Raw genomic sequence first — 18,041 nt, forward strand, 5'->3', positions numbered from 1 at the left:
CATGCGATGGACCACCGACCACGACCGCGCCCCCTCCGGCATGACCGCCACCGAAATGGTGTTCCGGCAATTGCTGGGCGCGATCACCAGCGGCGACCTCGCGGCCGATGTGGTGGAGACCGAGGAACGCCTCGCCGCCCGCTACAACGTCAGCCGCACGCCGCTGCGCGACGCAGTGCGGCGCCTGGAGCAGTTGCGGCTGCTGGTGCGCGAGCCGGCGCGCGGGTTGCGCGTGCCGCCCCTGTCGATGGAGGAGATGCACGACCTGTCGGCGACGCGTGAGGTGCTGGAGGGCCTGCTGGCCAGTTCGGCTGCCGGCCGTGTCGCGCGCGGCGCGGCTGATACCGCCCGGCTGCGCGCCATTCACGCGCGGCACATGCGCGTGCTGGCCATCGGCGACGCCGAGCTGATGCTCGCCGTCGGCTTCGACTTCCATGAGGAATTGCGCCGGCTGAGCGGCAATGTCTCCGCCATCGCCTGCCACGAACAGGTCCTGCTCGGCTTCGAGCGCTACCGCCATCTCGCGCGCGGCGTGCCGGAACGCCATGGCCGGATCGCCGAGGAACACACCGAAATCCTGGCCACCATCGAGGCCGGGAACGGCACAGCGGCCGAGACCGCCATGCGGCGCCACATCGCCGCGGGCCGTGCCGTCTACGTCAGCGTGCTGACGGCGACACTCAACAAATAAAACACCCGGGACAACACCGCCTCGTCACGCAACTGAACCCGAAGAGGAAAAATCATGTTGCGCCATTTGTTCGCGGCCACGCTGGCCATCGCAGTCTCCGCGATGCCGGCCATGGCCCAGGTTTCGACCGCGTCGCCGGCCTTCCCGGTGAAGCCGGTCCGCATCATCGTGCCGCTCGCGCCAGGCGGCGCGGGGGATGTGCTTGCCCGCATCATGGCGGAGCATCTGGGCGCGCTCTGGTCCCAGCCCGTCGTGGTGGAGAACCGCCCCGGCGCCGGCGGCAACATCGGTGCGGAACTCGTCGCGCGCTCGCCGGGCGATGGCTACACCTTGCTGCTCGGCACGCTTGGCATCCATGGCGCCAGCGCGATCTATCCGCGGCTGGGCTATGATCCGGCGCGGGAGCTGTCGCCCGTCACCGTGCTGGGCGACCTGCCGAACGTCATCGTCGTGAACCCTGGCCTCCCGGCGCAGACCCTGATGGAGCTGGTCGCCCTGGCGCGCAGCCGGCCCGGGCAGCTCAGCTTCGGCTCCGCCGGCAACGGCAGCTCCACGCATCTGGCCGGCGAACTCTTCATGCTCACCGCCGGCATCCAGATGACGCATGTGCCCTATCGCGGCAGTGCCCCGGCGCTGACCGACCTGGTCGCCGGCAACATCCAGGTGATGTTCGAAAACCTGCCGACCATCCCGCCCCTGGTGCGGGGCAATGCGGTGCGCGCCCTGGCCGTCACCTCCGAGGCGCGCGCACCGGCCCTGCCGGACGTGCCCACGGCGCAGGAGGCCGGGGTCGCTGGCTACGTCGCCACGGCTTGGCTCGCCCTGTCCGCCCCGGCCAGCGTGCCGGAGCCGCTGCTGGAACGTCTGAACGCTGATGCCCGCACAATCCTTGCCACGGCCACCGTGCGCGACAGGCTGGCGGCGCTCGGCATCACCCCGGTGGCGGGCACCGTCGCCGAATCCCGCGCCTTCTTCGCCAGCGAGACGATCAAGTGGAACCGCGTGATCCAGGCCGCCGGCATCGTACTCAACTGAGGGTCCCATGACAGGCTTCAACCCGGTCACGCTCGAACTGCTCTGGACCCGCCTCGTCTCCATCGTGGACGAGGCGGGGGCGGCGCTGCTGCGCACGTCGTTTTCCACCATCGTGCGGGAATCGCATGACTTCGCCTGCGTGCTGACCGATGCGCGCGGCCATTCGCTGGTGCAGGCGACGGATGGCGTGCCGTCCTTCCTCTGCACCGTGCCGCGCACCATCGGCCACTTCCTGGCGGAATATCCGCCGGAGACGCTGGAGGAGGGCGACATCCTCATCACCAACGACATCTGGCTGGGCACCGGCCACCTGCCGGATATCACCGTGGCCAAGCCGATCATGCAGGATGGCAGGCTGCTCGGCTTCGCCGGCTCCGTCGCGCATGCGCCGGATATCGGCGGCCGCATCCGCACCGCGGAATCGCGCGAGGTCTATGAGGAAGGCCTGCAGATCCCGATCATGAAGGTGGTGCGCGCGGGCACGATCGACGACACCTTCGTGCGCTTCCTGCGCAAGAATACCCGCGTGCCGGACCAGGTGATGGGCGACCTCTACGCCCAGTTCACCGCGCTGGACCTGATGGAGCGCCGGCTGCGCACCCTGTTGGCCGAGCACGGGCTGGACAATCTTGAAGCGCTGGCCGACGAAATCCATGGCCGGTCGGAGCGTGCCACCCGCGAGGCGATCCGCGCCGTGCCGGACGGCATCTACCATGCGGAGGTGCTGACGGATGGCTTGGACGAACCGATCCGCCTGCGGCTGGCGCTGCGCAAGGAAGGTGATTCGATCCACGCGGATTACGCCGGCACCGACCCGCAGGTGCCACGCGGCATCAATGTGTGCCTGGCCTATACGCTCGCCTACACCGCCTTCGCGGTGAAGGCGGCGCTGTGTCCGGAGGTGCCGAACAACGAGGGCGCCTTCCGCCCGATCACCGTGTCGGCGCCGCTTGGCTGCATCCTCAACTCCACGCCGCCCGCCGCCGGTGCCAACCGCGCGCTGACCGGGCATTTCATCCCGCCGATGATCCTGGAGGCCCTTGCCGAGGCGATGCCGGAACGGGTGATCGCCGGGGTGGGGTCGCCGCTGTGGAGCCTGAACTTCGCCGGCGTGCGGCCGGATGGCACGCCGATCGCCAACCAGTTCTTCATGAACGGCGGCTATGGCGCCGGCGCGGAACGCGATGGCGCGAATGTGCTGAGCTGGCCCTCCAACGTCTCCGCCGCCCCGGTCGAGATGATCGAACAGGGTGCGCCCTTCCGCATCCGCCACCGCCGCCTGCGCGAGGGCACCGGCGGGGTCGGGCGCCATCGCGGCGGCACTGGCCAGGAATGGGCCTTCGAGAGCCGGTCCGAGACCCCCGTCGCCATCACCTTCATGGCCGAGCGCACGCGTGAGGAAGCAGCGGCCCGGGGCCTGGACGGTGGCGGCGCCGGCACGCCCGGCGGCGTGCTGATCGACGGCGTGCTGGTGGACCCCAAGCGGCAGCACATCCTGCAGCCCGGCAGCACGGTGGAGCTGCGCACCCCCGGCGGCGGTGGTTTTGGCGACCCGGCCAGCCGGTCTTCTGATCTGATTGAGCAGGACCGCCTGGACGGGCTGGTTCCGGAGGCATCGGCATGACCGCGCACCGCCACGCCCTGGCCATCGACATCGGCGGCACCTTCACCGACCTGGTGCTCTATGACGGCAGCACCGGCCGCTTCGCCGCGCACAAGGAACTGACCACGCCCGACCATCCGGCGCTGGGGGTGGTGACCGGCATCCGGCACCTGTTCGCCGCCGAGGCGGTGGACCCCGCCACCGTGGGCCGCGTGGTGCATGCCACCACGCTGTTCACCAACGCGCTGATCGAACGGCGCGGCGCCAGCACCGGGCTGATCGCCACCGCCGGCTTCCGCGACACCCTGGAAATCGGGCATGAGCGCAAATACGAGCTCTACGACCTGCACCTGCCCTTGCCGCGCCCGCTTGTCCGCCGCGCGCTGCGGCAGGAGGCGATGGAGCGCCTGGCGCCGGATGGCACGGTGGAAATCCCGCTCGACCCCGCCAGCGTGCTGGCGGCGGCGGCGGCACTGGTGGCGCAGGGCGTGGAATCCGTCGCCATCTGCTTCCTGCATGCCTATGCCAATCCGGCGCATGAGCGGGAGGCGGCGCGGCTGATCGCGGCGGCGCATCCCGGGCTGATCCTGTCGCTGTCCAGCGACGTCTCGCCGCAGATCCGTGAGTTCGAGCGCAGCTCCACCACCGTCGCGAATGCCTATGTGAAGCCGCTGGCGGAACGCTACCTGAACCGGCTTTCCAGCGACCTCGCGGCGCTTGGGATCACGGCGCCGCTGTTCATGATGCTGTCCAATGGCGGGCTGACCCATGTGGACGAAGCCAAGCGCGTGCCGGTGCAATTGCTGGAAAGCGGGCCTGCGGCCGGCGCGCTGTCGGCCGCCTTCTTCGGGCAGCGTTCGGGGCGGGGGGAATTGCTGGCCTTCGACCTGGGCGGCACCACGGCCAAGCTGGCCCTGGTGACGGGCGGCGAGCCGCTGGTGGTGCATCGCTTCGAGGCCGGGCGCGAGCGGCGCTTCACCTCGGGCAGCGGCCTGCCGCTGAACATCTCGACCATCGAGTTGATCGAGATCGGCGCGGGCGGTGGCTCCATCGCGGCGCATGATGCGCTGGGGCTGCTCAAGGTCGGGCCGCGCAGCGCCGGATCGACCCCTGGCCCGGCCTGCTACGGGCGCGGCGGGGTCGAGCCGACCGTCACCGACGGCAACCTGCTGCTCGGCTACCTGGATGCCGACACCTTCGCGGGCGGCACCATGCGGCTGGATACGCAGGCGGCGGTGACTGCGGTCGCGAACCTGGCCGACCAGGCCGGGCTGGATACGCCGGATGCCGCGGCCGGCATCCACGCCGTGGTGAACGAGACCATGGCCGCCGCCGCGCGCGTGCATGTGGCGGAGCAGGGGCACGACCCGCGCAACTTCTCCCTGTTGGTCACCGGCGGCGGCGGCCCGTTGCACGGCGCCGAATTGGCCCGCCGGCTGGGGATCGCCGAGGTGATCTGCCCGCCCGGCGCCGGCGTCGCCTCGGCCCTCGGCCTGCTGCTGGCACCGGCCCGGGTGGACCGGGTCGCCACCGTCACGCGCCGGCTGGACGGCATGGACTGGGCCGCGCTGGAGGCACGTTTCGCCGCGATGGAGAACGAGGCGCGGGAGGTCATCGCCGCGACCCTCGGCGCCGGCGCCGTGCTGACCCGGCGCCGCGCCGCCGACCTGCGCTTCCTGGGCCAGGGCTATGAGGTGATGACGGAGATCCCGCCCGGTCCCTACGGCCCCGACACCGAGGCCGCCATCCGCGCCGCCTTCGAGACGGCCTATGAGCGCGTCTTCTCCCGCCGCCCCGCTGTCGCCGCGATCGAATTGATCAACATCCGGGTCTCGGTCACCGGCAGCACCGGCATGGGCACGCTGGACCCCGCCGTTCCCGTCATGGCGGCGGGCGACCCCCGCACCGGCACGCGGCGCGCCCGGTTCGGCGATACGGTGGTGGACGCCCCGGTGCTGGATCGCAGGCGCCTGGCCGCGGGGTCGGAGATTGCCGGCCCGGCCATCATCGAGGAAGCCATGTCCACCCTGCTGATCCCGCCTGGCGCCCGCGCGGCGGTGGAAGCGAGCGGCAATATCGTCATCCGCCTTGCCCGGTCCGCCCTGCCAGCCGCCCGCCAGAAGGAGGCCGTGCAGTGACCCTTCCTCTCTCCCACATTCGCGTGCTCGACCTGACGCGTGTGCGCTCCGGCCCGACCTGCGTGCGGCAACTGGCCGATTGGGGTGCCGACTGCATCAAGATCGAGGCGCCGGAGGAGATCGACACCGGCAAGGGCATGGGTGGCGCGCGCAACGGGCCGGACTTCCAGCATGTCCATCGCAACAAGCGCAGCATCACGCTGAACCTGAAGCATGCCCAGGGCCTGGCGGCATTCCGGCGCATGGTGGCGCAGGCCGATGTGGTGGTGGAGAATTACCGCCCCGACGTGAAGGACCGGCTGGGCATCGGCTATGACGCGCTGGCCGCGATCAACCCGCGCATCGTGCTCGGCTCGATTTCCGGTTTTGGGCAGGACGGCCCCTATGCGCGCCGCGCCGGCTTCGACCAGATCGCCCAGGGGATGGGCGGGCTGATGAGCGTGACGGGCCTGCCCGGCCAGGGGCCTGTGCGCGCCGGCATTCCGGTCGCGGACCTCACCGCCGGCCTCTACTGCGCCATCGGCATCCTGACCGCGCTGCTGGAGCGGGATCGCACCGGGCGCGGCCGCTGGGTCCATACCTCGCTGCTGGAAGCCATGGTGGCGATGATGGATTTCCAGGCGACGCGCTGGACCATGTCCGGCCAGATGCCGGAACAGACCGGCAATGACCACCCGACCACGGTGCCCACGGGCCTGTTCCACACCGCCGACGGCGTCATCAATATCGCGGCCGGCGGCGACGAGATGTGGCGGCGCATCGTCGAGACGCTGGATATCGCCGAGGAAGCCAAAACACCCGAACTGGCGACGGAGCAGGCGCGCGCCGCCAACCGGGCGCGGGTCAACGCCGTGCTGCAAGCCAGGCTGCTGGGCGATACGGCGGCGAACTGGATCGAGCGGCTGAACCGCGCGGGCGTGCCGACAGGCCCGGTGAACCGCATGGACCAGGTCTTTGCCGATCCGCAGGTGCGGCACCTCGGCCTCGCCGTCCCGGTGCGGCATCCGCGCCTGGGCGAGATCAACCTGGTGCGCACGCCGATCCAGATGCCGGGCACGACCAACCCCCGCAACCCGACCCCCGATCGCGGCGAGCATACCGACATCGTGCTCGGGCAATTCGGCTTCACGCCGGATGAGATCGCGGCGCTGCGCCAGGAGAACGCGCTGTGACCAGCCTGATCCGGTTCGAGGTCGCCGATGGCGTGGCGACGCTCACGCTCGACAATCCGCGGCGGCTGAATGCGGTGAATGCCGAGATGTGGCAGGCGCTGCCGGCGCTGCTGGCGCGCGTGGCGGAGGATCCGGCGATCCGAGTCCTTGTCCTGGCTGGCGCCGGTGAGCGTGCCTTCTGCACGGGCAATGACATCTCCGAATTCGATACCATCCGCGCCGATCCGCAGGCGGCCGCGCGCTACAATGCCTGGCAGCGGGCGGTGGCGACGGCGTTGCAGACGCTGGAAAAGCCGGTGATCGCCGCGATCCACGGCTATTGCCTCGGCGCCGGCTTCGAATTCGCGCTGATGGCGGATGTCCGGCTTTGCGCGGCGGATACGCGCATCGGCATTCCGGCCGTGCGCCTCGGCCTGCCCTACCGGCTTGAGGATATCGTGAAGGTCGTGGATGTCGTGGGCCTGGCCCGCGCGCGGGAGATGGTGCTGCTGGGCCGGCAATATGCCGGTGAGGAACTGATCAGCCTCGGCATCGCCGGACGGCTGTTGCCGGACATGCCCGCGCTCGGGATGGCCGTGGCGGGTTTGGCGCGGGATCTGGCGGCCAATGCCCCGCTCAGCCTGAAGGCCGCCAAGATCGCCTTCCAGGAGCTGACGCGCCGGGAGGGGGTTCCGGACCTGGCAAGGGTGAAGGTGGCCGAGGATGCCTGCTACGCCAGTGCGGATTACGCCGAAGGCCGCGACGCGAAGCGGGAGAAGCGCGAAGCGGTGTTCGTCGGGCGCTGAGCAGGCCGCCGCCGGCTTCTGGATGGCGTGCATTCACCGACGCTGCTGGCCGAGGGTCTAACACGCATCGCGGTCTGGCTTGTTGTTTTGTCGCGTGATTCAGCCCCGCGGCGCATTCGCGCCGACGGCCATCAGCCTGCCAGGAGCTTGCGGCAATTCGCCCCGTCAGCCCAGCCGCGCGCCCCAGCCGTCGCCGCGCATATACGCTTCCAGGCTGGTGCGGTCCGGGGCGCGGCCTTCGATGGCGCAGACGCTGCGCCAGGCCAGCGACAGCATGCAGGACACCACGGGCGTGCCGCCTTTCCAGCCCAGGATGGGGCGCAGCGTGGGCATGCCGGTGCCCAGCATCACGATCGCATCGAGGCCTGTCGTGTCGATGCCGTGCAGCGCGGCCTCGGCGGTATCGGCCGCCATGGCGTAGATCGGGTGGAAGGCCGCGGTCTGCAAAGCGGCCCCCGCGACGCGTTCGATGGTCAGGCCGCGGGCGGAAAAATAGCCGACGGCGGCTTCGGTCAGGTCGGGCGGGTAGGGGGAGACCAGGCCGATGCGCTGCGCCCCCAGCACGCGGAAGGCATCGCAGACGGCGCGGCCGGCGGTGATGAAGGGTTTTTGGCGCGCGGCCTCGATCGCCGCGACCTTCGCATCTTCATTGGCCGGCCCGGCGAAGTAGGACGCGCCGGTGCAGGCAAAGGCAAAGGCGCCGACGGGGGCGTTGGCGAATTGTGCGACGCTGGCCTCCAGCCCGTCCATGTAGTCCAGCAGGCGGGCGATCATGCTGTCCTTGTCGCTGCACATGCGGGCGTTCAGCATGGCCATGCCGGGCGGCAGCAGCAGCGCCATTTCCGGTTCGACCGTGGTGTTCGCCTGCGGGGTCAGCACGCCCAACAGGCCGCGCGGTGCGTATTCGAGGGACATCGGCTTCAGGCTCCGCGCAGATGGTCGGCGATGGTGTCGGCGCAATCGGGGTCGAAGGCGCCGCGCCAGCCCACATGCCCGTCGGGGCGCACCAGCACCAGGGGGGTGGCATAGGTCGCCACGGCGGCCGGATCGTCCAGGCGGACGGTTTCCACCGGCATGCCCCGGGCGCGCAGCGCCGCCAGCAGCCGGGGCGCCAGCGGGGCGGATGGCCCGCAGCGCAGCAGGGTGAAACCCTGGCCGAACAGATCCAGCGTGCTGGTGCCGCGATGCAGCCACAGGTGCGGCGCGCGGCTGCCGGGCCAGGTGCTGGGCACGACCTGGTTCACGTCATCGGGCGGTTCGGGCGTGCCATCGGCGACGATGATCGGGCTATCGGCATAGCGATACCCCAGGTGCAGCCCGGCCGAGTTGAACTGCCGCGCCATCCAGGTCAGCCGCGGCTTCAGCGCCGCGCGGGCGGCCGCGCCGTCCTCGGTATCATCGGCGATGCTGGCGGGGGTTTCCGCCATCACCGCATCGATCCGGTCGCTGTTGTTGGCCGAGGCGACGCTGTTGCGCCAGGCGATGGGCTTGCGCTCGGACTCATAGGCATCCAGCAGGCGCGGCCCGCCCCAGCCCTGGTGCACGGCGGCAAGTTTCCAGGCCAGGTCCGCCGCATCGCCGATGCCGGTGTTCATGCCGACCCCGCCCGTGGGCACGAACAGATGGGCCGCATCCCCCGCCAGGAACACGCGCCCGCTGCGCCAATGCTGCGCGACGGATTGGTGGTGGTGCCAATGGGTGGTGCGCAGCAGTTCAAACGCGAAGGGCTTGCCCATCGCGCGATGCAGGATGGCCGTCGCATCCACGGCCGCATCGTCGCGCGTCGGGTCGGCCCAGTAGTGCTGGTAGTTCCACAGGGTTTTTCCGTCGATGGCGGTGAAGACACCAAAGGCATCGGGGGTGAAGGTGAAGGCGAGATTGGCCAGCCCCTTGCCATGCTCGGCCAGGAAGTTTTCCGCGCGGAAGAAGAAGGACACGTTGGACCGCAGCCGCCCGCGGCCGGAAAAGCCGATGCCCAGCGCCTTGCGTATGCCGCTGCCGCCGCCGTCGCAGGCGACCATGTGATCGGCGGTGATGGTCTGCGCCTGCCCGGTGGCGACATCTTCGACCACGGCTTCCACCCGCTCGGCGGTCTGCGTGAAGCTGACCAGCCGCGTGCCGTGGCGCAGGTCCAGGTCCGGCAGCGTGCGGGCGTGGCGCAGCAGCACGGGTTCCAGCGCCTGCTGGCCGATCTGGGTTTTTCCGTAGGGGCTCCAGCCCAATTCGCGGAAGCGGGCGATGGTGGCGGGATCGCGGGCGCGGATCGCCTCGCTGCCCGGGCTGGAGAAACGATGCAGCAGGTGCCCTGCCATCCGGTCGGCGAAGATGATGTGGTAGCCATCATTCTGGCGGATGCCGGCGTCGTAGATCGCATCATCCAGCCCCCAGCGGCGGAACAACTCCATCGACCTGGCGCCCAGCAAGGTCGCCTTGGGATGCGGCAGGGAGCCGGCGCGTTCTTCCAGCAGCAGGCAGCGGATGCCGCGCCAGGCGAGGTCGATGCCGAGCGTCAGCCCGACCGGCCCGCCACCCACGATCAGGACCGGGACGTGCATGGGGCTTCTTCCAAACATGGACAGGTTAGACATTTGCGGAGGTTTCCCCGTTGCGCGCAAGCGGGGCTGGCCGTAACCACGCCATGTGCAGCCGCTCGCCACCCGTCCCGCGCCGTTCTGGCAACGCATCGCCGCCGTGCTGCGCGCCGATCTTGCCGCCGGCGCCTTTCCCGCGCGGCATGCGCTGCCGGGCGAACATGATCTGGCCGCGCGCTTCGGCGCCGCGCGCATGACCCTGCGCCGCGCCCTGTCGGAACTGGAGGCGGAGGGGCTGCTGCGGCGGGAAGCCGGGCGCGGCACCTATCCCACCGGATCGGGCAATGCCGCCGGCTGGGCCGCCGATATGCGCGATTTCGCCCTATCCTCGCGCGTCAAAATCCTGGGGCTGGGTCTGGCCGTGCCGCCGCCCGCCGTCATGGCGCTGCTGGCGGCGCGGGCCATCCGGCTGGAACGGGTGCGCGGCGATGCGCGCGGCGCCTTTTCCCATACGCTGACCTGGCTTCCCGCCGGGCTTGGCCGCAACCTGCCGCGCCGCCGCCTGACGGCGGGTGAGACGGTGCTGAACATCCTGCGTGAAAGAGGTGCGGCCATGACCCACGCCGAACAGACCGTCATCGCCATCGCGGCCCCGCCCGAGGTCGCGGGGCCGCTCGACCTGCCGACCGGCACCGCGCTGACCGCGCTGGACCGCGTGGCGCGCGATGCCGATGGCCGGGTGATCGAGGTCAGCCGCAGTTGCTACCGCCCCGACCGCTTCGCCTATAGCGTGCCGCTGACCACGGAAGGCGCACCCGCGCCGCCGCGCTGGGTGATCGCATGACCATCGCCATCATCGGCGCCGGCCCCGTCGGGCTGACCCTGGCGCTGCTGCTGCATCGCGCCGGGCACGACGCCCAGGTCTTCGAAGCCGCCGACGACATCGCCGAGGAATTGCGCGCCAGCACGATCCATCCGCCGACGCTCGACATGCTGGATGGCCTCGGCCTCGCGCAACCGCTGATCGCGCAGGGGTTGGTCACGCCGACCTGGCAGATCCGCCGGCATGAGGATGGCGAACGCGCCGTCTTCGACCTGTCGGTGATCGCGCCCGACACGGCCCATCCATTCCGCTTGCAGGCCGAGCAGCACAAGCTGTCGCGGCTGATCCTGGCCTTGCTGCCCGCTGGCATGGTGCGGTTTTCCTGCCCGGTCGAAACCGTCACGCCGGATGCCGATGGCGCCACCCTGGCCGGCCCCGCCATGGAACCATTCCGCGCCGACTGGGTCATCGGCTGCGACGGCGCGCGCAGCGTGGTGCGCAAGACCGCGGGGCTGGGCTTTGGCGGCGAGACCTATCCGGAGACGGTGATCCTGGCGACCACCGCCTTTCCGTTCCACGAGGTGATGCCCGGCCTGTCCAACGTGAACTACATCTGGACGCAACATCCGGCATTTTCCGGCACCTTCTCGCTGCTGCGGGTGCCGGGCAAATGGCGCGCGTCGCTCTATCCGGCGCCAGGCGAAAGCGTCGAGGACGCGCTGCGGCCGGAGGCGATCCAGCGCAAGCTGCAGGCGATCCACCCGAAGCACGGCGCCTATGACGTGCCCGACCTGCGGCCCTATCGCGTGCATCAGCGCATCGTCGAAAACTACCGCGCCGGGCGGCTGCTGCTGGCCGGCGACGCGGCGCATCTGAATTCGCCCGCCGGCGGCATGGGCATGAACGGCGGCATCCATGATGCCTTCGAACTGGCGGCCCATCTGGTGCAGGTCTTGCAAGGGGCGGATGACGCCATGCTCGACCGCTACACCCGCCGCCGCCGCCCGATCGCCGAACGCGAGATCATCGCCCAGGCCGATCGCAACCGCGCCCGCATGCGCGAAACCGACCCCGCCCGCCGGGCCGAGATGCTGGCCGAGATGCAGGCCATCGCGACCGACCCGGTCAGGGCGCGGGAACACCTGCTGCGTTCGTCGATGATCGCCGGGCTGCGCGCCGCGGCCCTGGTTCCATAGGAGTTTCGTTGCGATGCATCGCCGCACCCTGCTTGCCGCCAGCCTCCTCGCCACACCGGCGCTGGCCCAGAGTTGGCCATCGCGCACCATTCGCATCGTGGTGCCCTTCCCGCCCGGCGGGACCACCGATTTCATCGCCCGGCTGATCGCGGTCCGGCTGTCCGCGACCCTGGGCGTGAGCACCGTCGTCGAAAACCGCGCCGGCGCGGGTGGCACGACCGGCAGCGACCTGGTCGCGAAATCGCCGCCCGATGGCACGACCCTGCTGGTGTCGAACATCGCCAGCCAAGGCGTCGCGCCATCCGTCTATCGCAGCCTGCCCTACGACAGCGTGCGGGATTTCACCCATATCGCGCTGATCGCCGAAATCCCCTCGGTGCTGGCCATCAACGCGCAGCGGCCGGAACAGACCCTGGCCGATTTCATCGCGACCGCGCGACGCGATCCCAATGCCTGGCGCATCGCCTCCCCAGGCAATGGCTCGTCCAGCCATGTGAAGCAGGAATTGTTCAAGCGCCTGGCCGGGATCGAGATGACCCACGTGCCCTATCGCGGCTCCGGCCCCGCCCTGAACGACGCGGTCGCCGGGCAGATCGAGGGCATCATCACCACCCTGGTCGAAGCCGGCCGCAACGACCGCCTGCGCCTGCTGGCAGTGACCTCCGCCGAGCGGGTGCCGGGTTGGCCCGACCTGCCGACCTTCGCCGAAAGCGGGTTTCCCGCGCTGGTCGCCTCCACCTGGTTCGCTATCTCGGGGCCGGCCGGGCTGCCGGCGCCGATCGCCGACCGGCTGCACGCCGACATCATCCTGGCACTGAACCACCCCGACGTGGTGCCGAGGCTGATCGAAACCGGCTCCACCCCACGCCAATTGTCGCGAGCGGATTTCCAGGCCTTCGTCGCATCGGAAGTCACCCGCTGGGGCGACGTCGTGCGCGTGTCGGGGGCGAGGATCGACTGAGCTTGGGGAGGTAGCGCTTTGAAAGGGGCTTTGCCCCTCTCAATCTCTCCCCACCAAGGGGCCGTGGCCCCTTGGAACCCACGGGGTTTGGCAAAATAAAGGGAGGGGCATGGAGCACGCTGGATCAATGGCGTGACCTTGATGCCCCGCCCTTTATTTTGCCAATACATCGCGCCGGTCCAGGGGCGGCGGCCCCTGGTTGGGGGAGGGGTGGAGGGGGCGAACAGCCCCTTCCACGGCGCAACCTCCCCAGCCTATCACCCCCGCCCGACGAACGGCATCTTCGACGCCATGATCGTCATGGTGAAGATGTTCGAGTCCAGCGGCAGCGACGCCATTTGCAGCACCGCCTGGCCGACATGGGCCACGTCCATGCGCGGTTCGACCATCGCGCCGCCCTGCGGCTGTGGCACGCCCTTGGTCATGCGTTCGGTCATCGGCGTCGCGGCGTTGCCGATGTCGATCTGGCCCGCGACGATGTCGTAGGGCCGGCCGTCGAGGAAGATCGACTTCGTCAGCCCGGTGATCGCGTGCTTGGTCGCGGTATAGGGCGCGCTGCGCGGGCGCGGCACATGCGCGCTGATCGATCCGTTGTTGATGATCCGCCCACCCTGCGGCGACTGGCGCTTCATGATGCCGAAGGCGGCGCGGGCGCAGAGGAAAGCGCCGTTCAAATTGGCGGCGACGGTGCCGAACCAGTCCTCGTCGGTGATCTCGTCGAATTCGACCGGGGGCGCGCCGCGGCCGGCGTTGTTGAACAGCATGTCCAGTCGGCCGAACTTCGCCTCGATGTCGGCGAAGAGCGCCTTCACGCTGGCGGGGTCGCCGATATCGGCGCTGAAGGGGATGGCGCGGGCGCTGTTGGCGCCGGCGAGTGCCACGGTTTCAGCCAGCGGTTCCGCACGCCGCCCGACCACGGCGACGGTCCAGCCGGCCGCGACCAGCGCCAGCGCCGCGGCGCGGCCAATCCCCGTTCCGGCCCCGGTCACCACCGCATGGCCCACGATCAATCCGTTCATGCACGCCTACTCCCTGGCATTTTTCGATACGGCCATGGTGCTTGCGGGTCGCTGGGCTGTCCATGGCCCGGCCGGGGCTATAGCGCGATGACCAAAGGTGCGCATGCACCGAAGGTCTGAAACACACGATAAAACAACGAACTAGACCGTGAGTCGTGAGCGACCGCATCCCGCTCTAAGGTCTGTGGGGATTCATCTGGAGTTGATGACGGCTGCGGCGAGATAGATCATGGCTGAGAAGCTATGGTCTGTTTTGTCGGCGCGCATGGCGATGCGTTTGAACTCCTTGAGCTTGCAGAAGAAGTTCTCGATGAGGTGCCGCCATTTGTAGAGAGCGCGATCAAGCGGCAGCGGTTTGGTGCGTCGGGAATGCTGCGAGATGACGATGCTGGCGCCGCGGGCGTTGAGGTCGGCGATGATGGTGTTGCTGTCGAAGGCCTTGTCGGCGATGAGACCGCCGAAATCGACGCCATCGAGCAGCGGCTCAACGCCGGCAGTATCGAACCGATGCCCTGGCAGCAGTTCAAAGCGCACCAGATTGCCGAGCGCATCGGTCAGCGCGAGAATTTTGGTCGTCATACCGCCCTTGGAGCGGCCTATGGCCTGGCTTTGAGTCCCCCTTTTGCGCCCTGCCCGTGGCGGTGGACCTTGACGATCGTGGCATCGATCATCGCGTATTCCATATCCGGCTCATCCGAACAGGCTTCGAAAAGTCTCACGAACACGTCCGCCTTGCGCCAGTCGCTGTAGCGCCGGAACGCCGTGCTCCAATTGCCGAACATCGCCGGCAGATCACGCCACGGGCTGCCCGTCCGCGCGATCCACAGCACCGCCTCCACGAAAAGCCGATTGTCGCTCCCGCTCCGTCCCGGATCGGTCGGCTTCCCAAGACAATGCGGTTCCATCTTCGCCCATTGGGCGTCCGTCAGCACATAGCGGTCCATCCACAGCGTGAATCACATCCGACGCCGCAAGGGAATCCTAAATCCCCACAGACCTTAGAGCGTGATGGCCGTAGGCGCGAATGCGCCGAAGGGCTGAATCACGCGACAAAACAACAAGCTAGAGCGTGATGCGTGAGCGAATGCGAACGCATCGCGGTCTAGTCGGATGCGGCGACCCATTGCACCGGGGGCGGGCGGCGTTCGCCACCGGCCCGCGCCTGCACCCAGGCATCCAGCACCGGCAGGCTGGCCGAGGCGGCCTCGATCACCCGCGCGACGAGGGGCGAGGTATCGCCGCCGTTGCGCTCCGCCCCCTGCAGTCGTTCGCCCGCCAGGGCCAGGCGCCGGGCCCCCAGCGTGCGGGCGGCGCCGACCATGCGATGTGCCAGGCCGCGCAGCGCCTCGGGGTCGGGGCCGGCGCGCAGCAGGGCGGTGACCTCGCGCAACTCGGCCACGAATTCGGCGATGATGCTGGTGCCCGCCGCACCCAGGTCGGCGGCCAGGACGATCAGCACCGTCTCGTCCATCAGCATCGGTTCGTTGGTCGGCAACGAATGGCTGGCCTGTTGCTCCAGCAGCCGCGCGACCTCGGCCAGCAGCCCGTCGCGGTCCACGGGCTTGGACAGGTGCCCGTCCATCCCCGCCTCACGGCAGGACGCGACCTGTTCGGGCAGGGCCGATGCGGTCACCGCCAGCACCGGGATCGCGTTGCGCGGGCTCGGCAGCGCGCGGATGCGGCGGGTGGCCTCCAGCCCGTCCATCACCGGCATCTGCAGGTCCATCAGCACCAGGTCGAAATTCTCGGCCTCGACCAGTGCCAGGGCTTCGGCGCCATCGGTCGCGCAGGTCACGCGATGGCCGGCCGCCTGCAGCATCGATTGGGCGACGAGGCGATTGGCCGAAAGGTCGTCCACCACCAGAATGCGGGCGCGATGCCCGGTCATGGCGCCCGCCGAGGGTATTGGCAGGGCGTCCGGCTTGGGCTCGGGCAGCGTCGCCGCGGTCATGGGCAGTTCCACCCAGAACAGCGCACCGCCATCCGGGGCCTCGGCGCAGCCGATCCGCCCGCCCATGAGCGCCGCCAGGCGGGCCGAGATCGACAGGCCAAGCCCGGTGCCCGCGGCTTCCGACGACCGGTCGGCCAGTTGCACGAAATCGCTGAACAGCAGGTGGCGCTTGTCGGCCGGCACGCCGGGGCCGTCGTCCTGCACCTCGAACCGCACGACGCCGGAACGGGGCAGGGCGCGCAGGGTGATCCGCCCGCCTTCGGGGGTGAACTTCACCGCGTTGGACAGCAGGTTCAGCAGCAATTGCCGCAGCCGCGTCGGATCGGTCAGCACCGCCTTGGGCAGGGCGGTGCCGATGTCCAGCCGGAAGGCCTGGCCCTTGCGGTCCAGTTCCGGCGACAGCAGGGCGGCGCAGCCTTCCAGCAGCGGGCGCAGCCGGGTCGGCTGCGCCGCGAGTTGCAGCTTGCCGGCATCCATCTTCGACAGGTCCAGCAGCCCGTTGACCAGTTCCAGCAGGTGGCGGCCGGCGGTCTGCACGGTATCGACCTGGCGCCGCTGGTCCGGCGTCAGGGTCGGGTCGGCCAGCAGGATCTGCGAAAAGCCCAGGATGCCGTTCAGCGGCGTGCGCAGTTCATGCGACATGCGCGACAGGAAGCGGCCCTTGGCCTCGGCGGCCTCCGCGACCTCCGCCATCGCGGATTTGAGGGCGGTGATATCCGTCCGCACCCCGACCACGCCGCCATCGGGGGTCAGGCGTTCGGTGATCAGCACCCAGCGGCCATCCGGCAGCAGGCGCTCCATCTGCGGGTGGTTGCCGCGATGCCAGGCCAGCATGTCGGCGACAAAGGCCTCGATATCCTCGCCGGACTGGGGGTATTGGCCGGCCTTGGCGCCGCCGCGCATCACATCCTCGAACAAGGCGCCCGGCACGATGTACTCTGCCGACAATGCGTAGAAGGCGCGGTAGGCGCTGTTGCAGGCGACCAGGCGGTCGCGGGCGTCCCAGATGACGAAGCCGCCCTCCATGCTTTCCAGCGCGTTCTCCAGCATCCTCCGCCAACGGATGCGTTCGGCATCCGCCCGGTCGCGCTGGCGCAGCCCGATCAGCACCGCCGCGGCCAGCGCGATCACCAGCAGCGCGAAGCAGCCCGATACGGCCACGGCGCGCCGCACATCGGCCTGCCAGTCGATCAGCACGCGGTCTTCGCGCACCGAGGCACCGACCAGCACGGCGGGGTAAAGCGTCGGGCGCAGGGCCAGGATCACATTCGCCGCATCGAAGCGGCCGGGAATGCGGACCAGCCCGGCTTCGGGGCGCGGGGCCTCGGTCCGTTGGGAGTTGGCGCCCGGCGCCACCGTGGCAGGGGCGCCGTCCGGCCGGGCCTGGCCGGCGGCATCCTGGCGGCGCAGCAGGTCGGGGGCGGCGGGCACCAGCCGGCGCGCGATCCGGGTTTCATCGTGCGGCAGCGAGACCAGCAAGGTGCCGTCGTCCCGCTCCAGGGTCACGCGGAAGCCCGGGGCCTCGCCGCCGGCCGAGGCAAGCAGCGTCTGCAGCCCCGGCACCGGCACCTCGGCCACCGCCAGCAGCGGGCCGAACCCCGGCAGGGTGATGCGCCGGGCCAGGAATAGCGCCCATTCCCCGGTCGCGGGGTTGCGCACCGGCCCGCCGATCAGCATCGCGCCGGTGCGCTGGCCGCTTTCGAAAAAGGCGGTGTCGATCGACAGCGGCAGCGCCCGGCGGCGCGACACCGGCAGCGCGCTGGCCACCGGCATACCGTTTTCGCCCACCAGGATGACGTCGCGCCAGGCGAAGTTCTGGTTGTTCAGGTCGCGCAGCACCCGCGACAACGCCGCGCCATCGGGGGGGGCTTCGCGCGCGCGGTCGCGGCTGGTGTCGCGGGCGAGTTGGCTCAACACCGCCGGCAGCCCGGCCAGCATCGCATCGACCTGGACGAAGTTGCGGTTGACCGATGCCTCAACCGCGCGGGCGACCCGCAGCACCGAGTCATTGGCGGCGGCGATCGTGGCGTCCCGCGCCTGGGCCATCAGCAGCACGGTGCCGATGCCCTGGGCCAGCAACAGCAGCACCGCCGCGGCCACGACCATCAGTTGGATGCGACGGGATGCGGTGACCAT

Annotated in this window: 14 protein-coding genes; 9 read left to right on the forward strand and 5 right to left on the reverse strand. The window is 69.9% G+C overall.

Going from position 1 to position 18,041, the window contains the following annotated elements:
• Position 1: 1 nt before the first annotated feature.
• From ACQW02_RS03055 to ACQW02_RS03080, 6 genes are read left to right on the forward strand one after another with little or no spacing between them, the layout of a single operon-like run.
• Positions 2-691 carry a GntR family transcriptional regulator gene (locus ACQW02_RS03055; protein WP_431283808.1) on the forward strand — a complete coding sequence of 230 codons (690 nt, stop codon included), beginning with the start codon at positions 2-4 and terminating at the stop codon, positions 689-691.
• Positions 692-745: 54 nt separating this feature from the next.
• On the forward strand, positions 746-1,726 hold the full coding sequence (locus ACQW02_RS03060; protein ID WP_431283809.1) for a Bug family tripartite tricarboxylate transporter substrate binding protein: 981 nt from the start codon (positions 746-748) through the stop codon (positions 1,724-1,726).
• A gap of 7 nt (positions 1,727-1,733) precedes the next feature.
• Positions 1,734-3,350, forward strand: coding sequence for a hydantoinase B/oxoprolinase family protein (locus ACQW02_RS03065; RefSeq protein ID WP_431283810.1), 1,617 nt, complete (start codon positions 1,734-1,736; stop codon positions 3,348-3,350).
• Positions 3,347-5,467, forward strand: coding sequence for a hydantoinase/oxoprolinase family protein (locus ACQW02_RS03070; protein WP_431283811.1), 2,121 nt, complete (start codon positions 3,347-3,349; stop codon positions 5,465-5,467). Before ACQW02_RS03065 ends, ACQW02_RS03070 begins: the two co-directional genes overlap by 4 nt.
• The gene (locus tag ACQW02_RS03075; protein WP_431283812.1) at positions 5,464-6,639 is read left to right on the forward strand and encodes a CaiB/BaiF CoA transferase family protein; all 1,176 of its coding nucleotides are present in this window, start codon (positions 5,464-5,466) and stop codon (positions 6,637-6,639) included. Before ACQW02_RS03070 ends, ACQW02_RS03075 begins: the two co-directional genes overlap by 4 nt.
• A complete protein-coding gene (locus tag ACQW02_RS03080) occupies positions 6,636-7,424 on the forward strand; it encodes an enoyl-CoA hydratase-related protein (protein WP_431283813.1) in 789 nt (262 codons plus the stop codon). The genes ACQW02_RS03075 and ACQW02_RS03080 overlap by 4 nt, the downstream gene beginning before the upstream one ends.
• Positions 7,425-7,589: 165 nt before the next feature.
• Here ACQW02_RS03080 and ACQW02_RS03085 read toward each other — a convergent pair whose 3' ends face one another.
• The gene (locus tag ACQW02_RS03085; protein WP_431283814.1) at positions 7,590-8,339 is read right to left on the reverse strand and encodes a maleate cis-trans isomerase family protein; all 750 of its coding nucleotides are present in this window, start codon (positions 8,337-8,339) and stop codon (positions 7,590-7,592) included.
• A gap of 5 nt (positions 8,340-8,344) precedes the next feature.
• Positions 8,345-9,979 (reverse strand): FAD-dependent oxidoreductase, encoded by a 1,635-nt coding sequence (locus tag ACQW02_RS03090; RefSeq protein ID WP_431283815.1) that lies wholly within the window; start codon positions 9,977-9,979, stop codon positions 8,345-8,347.
• An 85-nt stretch (positions 9,980-10,064) separates the two neighbouring features.
• Between ACQW02_RS03090 and ACQW02_RS03095 the strand changes: the two genes are divergently transcribed.
• Genes ACQW02_RS03095 through ACQW02_RS03105 form a run of 3 tightly spaced genes read left to right on the forward strand, consistent with a single transcriptional unit; the run spans position 10,065 to position 12,935 of the window.
• Positions 10,065-10,799 carry a GntR family transcriptional regulator gene (locus ACQW02_RS03095; RefSeq protein ID WP_431283816.1) on the forward strand — a complete coding sequence of 245 codons (735 nt, stop codon included), beginning with the start codon at positions 10,065-10,067 and terminating at the stop codon, positions 10,797-10,799.
• A complete protein-coding gene (locus tag ACQW02_RS03100) occupies positions 10,796-11,974 on the forward strand; it encodes an FAD-dependent oxidoreductase (RefSeq protein WP_431283817.1) in 1,179 nt (392 codons plus the stop codon). Before ACQW02_RS03095 ends, ACQW02_RS03100 begins: the two co-directional genes overlap by 4 nt.
• 13 nt (positions 11,975-11,987) lie before the next feature.
• Positions 11,988-12,935 (forward strand): Bug family tripartite tricarboxylate transporter substrate binding protein, encoded by a 948-nt coding sequence (locus ACQW02_RS03105; RefSeq protein ID WP_431283818.1) that lies wholly within the window; start codon positions 11,988-11,990, stop codon positions 12,933-12,935.
• 257 nt (positions 12,936-13,192) lie between these two features.
• On the opposite strand, the gene ACQW02_RS03110 is transcribed toward ACQW02_RS03105, so the two are convergent.
• From ACQW02_RS03110 to ACQW02_RS03120, 3 genes are all read right to left on the reverse strand, one after another.
• Positions 13,193-13,954 (reverse strand): SDR family oxidoreductase, encoded by a 762-nt coding sequence (locus ACQW02_RS03110; protein WP_431283819.1) that lies wholly within the window; start codon positions 13,952-13,954, stop codon positions 13,193-13,195.
• A gap of 192 nt (positions 13,955-14,146) precedes the next feature.
• Positions 14,147-14,898, reverse strand: a protein-coding gene (locus ACQW02_RS03115; protein WP_431283188.1) for an IS5 family transposase whose coding sequence is annotated in 2 segments (ribosomal slippage) — positions 14,147-14,568 and positions 14,568-14,898 — 753 coding nt in all. Because the reading frame shifts where the segments join, the coding sequence is not laid out codon by codon here.
• A gap of 158 nt (positions 14,899-15,056) precedes the next feature.
• Entirely contained in the window at positions 15,057-18,041 is a 2,985-nt protein-coding gene (locus tag ACQW02_RS03120) for an ATP-binding protein (protein ID WP_431283820.1), read from the reverse strand.

The sequence above is a fragment of the Humitalea sp. 24SJ18S-53 genome (assembly GCF_050632385.1).
Lineage (GTDB): Bacteria > Pseudomonadota > Alphaproteobacteria > Acetobacterales > Acetobacteraceae > Humitalea.

Bases quoted from the DNA above. Each gene is read 5' to 3' on its own strand.
- ACQW02_RS03105 (WP_431283818.1), top strand. From the start codon at position 11,988: ATGCATCGCCGCACCCTGCTTGCCGCCAGCCTCCTCGCCACACCGGCG.
- ACQW02_RS03070 (WP_431283811.1), top strand. From the start codon at position 3,347: ATGACCGCGCACCGCCACGCCCTGGCCATCGACATCGGCGGCACCTTC.
- ACQW02_RS03055 (WP_431283808.1), top strand. From the start codon at position 2: ATGCGATGGACCACCGACCACGACCGCGCCCCCTCCGGCATGACCGCC.
- ACQW02_RS03065 (WP_431283810.1), top strand. From the start codon at position 1,734: ATGACAGGCTTCAACCCGGTCACGCTCGAACTGCTCTGGACCCGCCTC.
- ACQW02_RS03100 (WP_431283817.1), top strand. From the start codon at position 10,796: ATGACCATCGCCATCATCGGCGCCGGCCCCGTCGGGCTGACCCTGGCG.
- ACQW02_RS03110 (WP_431283819.1), bottom strand. From the start codon at position 13,954: ATGAACGGATTGATCGTGGGCCATGCGGTGGTGACCGGGGCCGGAACG.
- ACQW02_RS03060 (WP_431283809.1), top strand. From the start codon at position 746: ATGTTGCGCCATTTGTTCGCGGCCACGCTGGCCATCGCAGTCTCCGCG.
- ACQW02_RS03090 (WP_431283815.1), bottom strand. From the start codon at position 9,979: ATGCACGTCCCGGTCCTGATCGTGGGTGGCGGGCCGGTCGGGCTGACG.
- ACQW02_RS03085 (WP_431283814.1), bottom strand. From the start codon at position 8,339: ATGTCCCTCGAATACGCACCGCGCGGCCTGTTGGGCGTGCTGACCCCG.
- ACQW02_RS03120 (WP_431283820.1), bottom strand. From the start codon at position 18,041: ATGGTCACCGCATCCCGTCGCATCCAACTGATGGTCGTGGCCGCGGCG.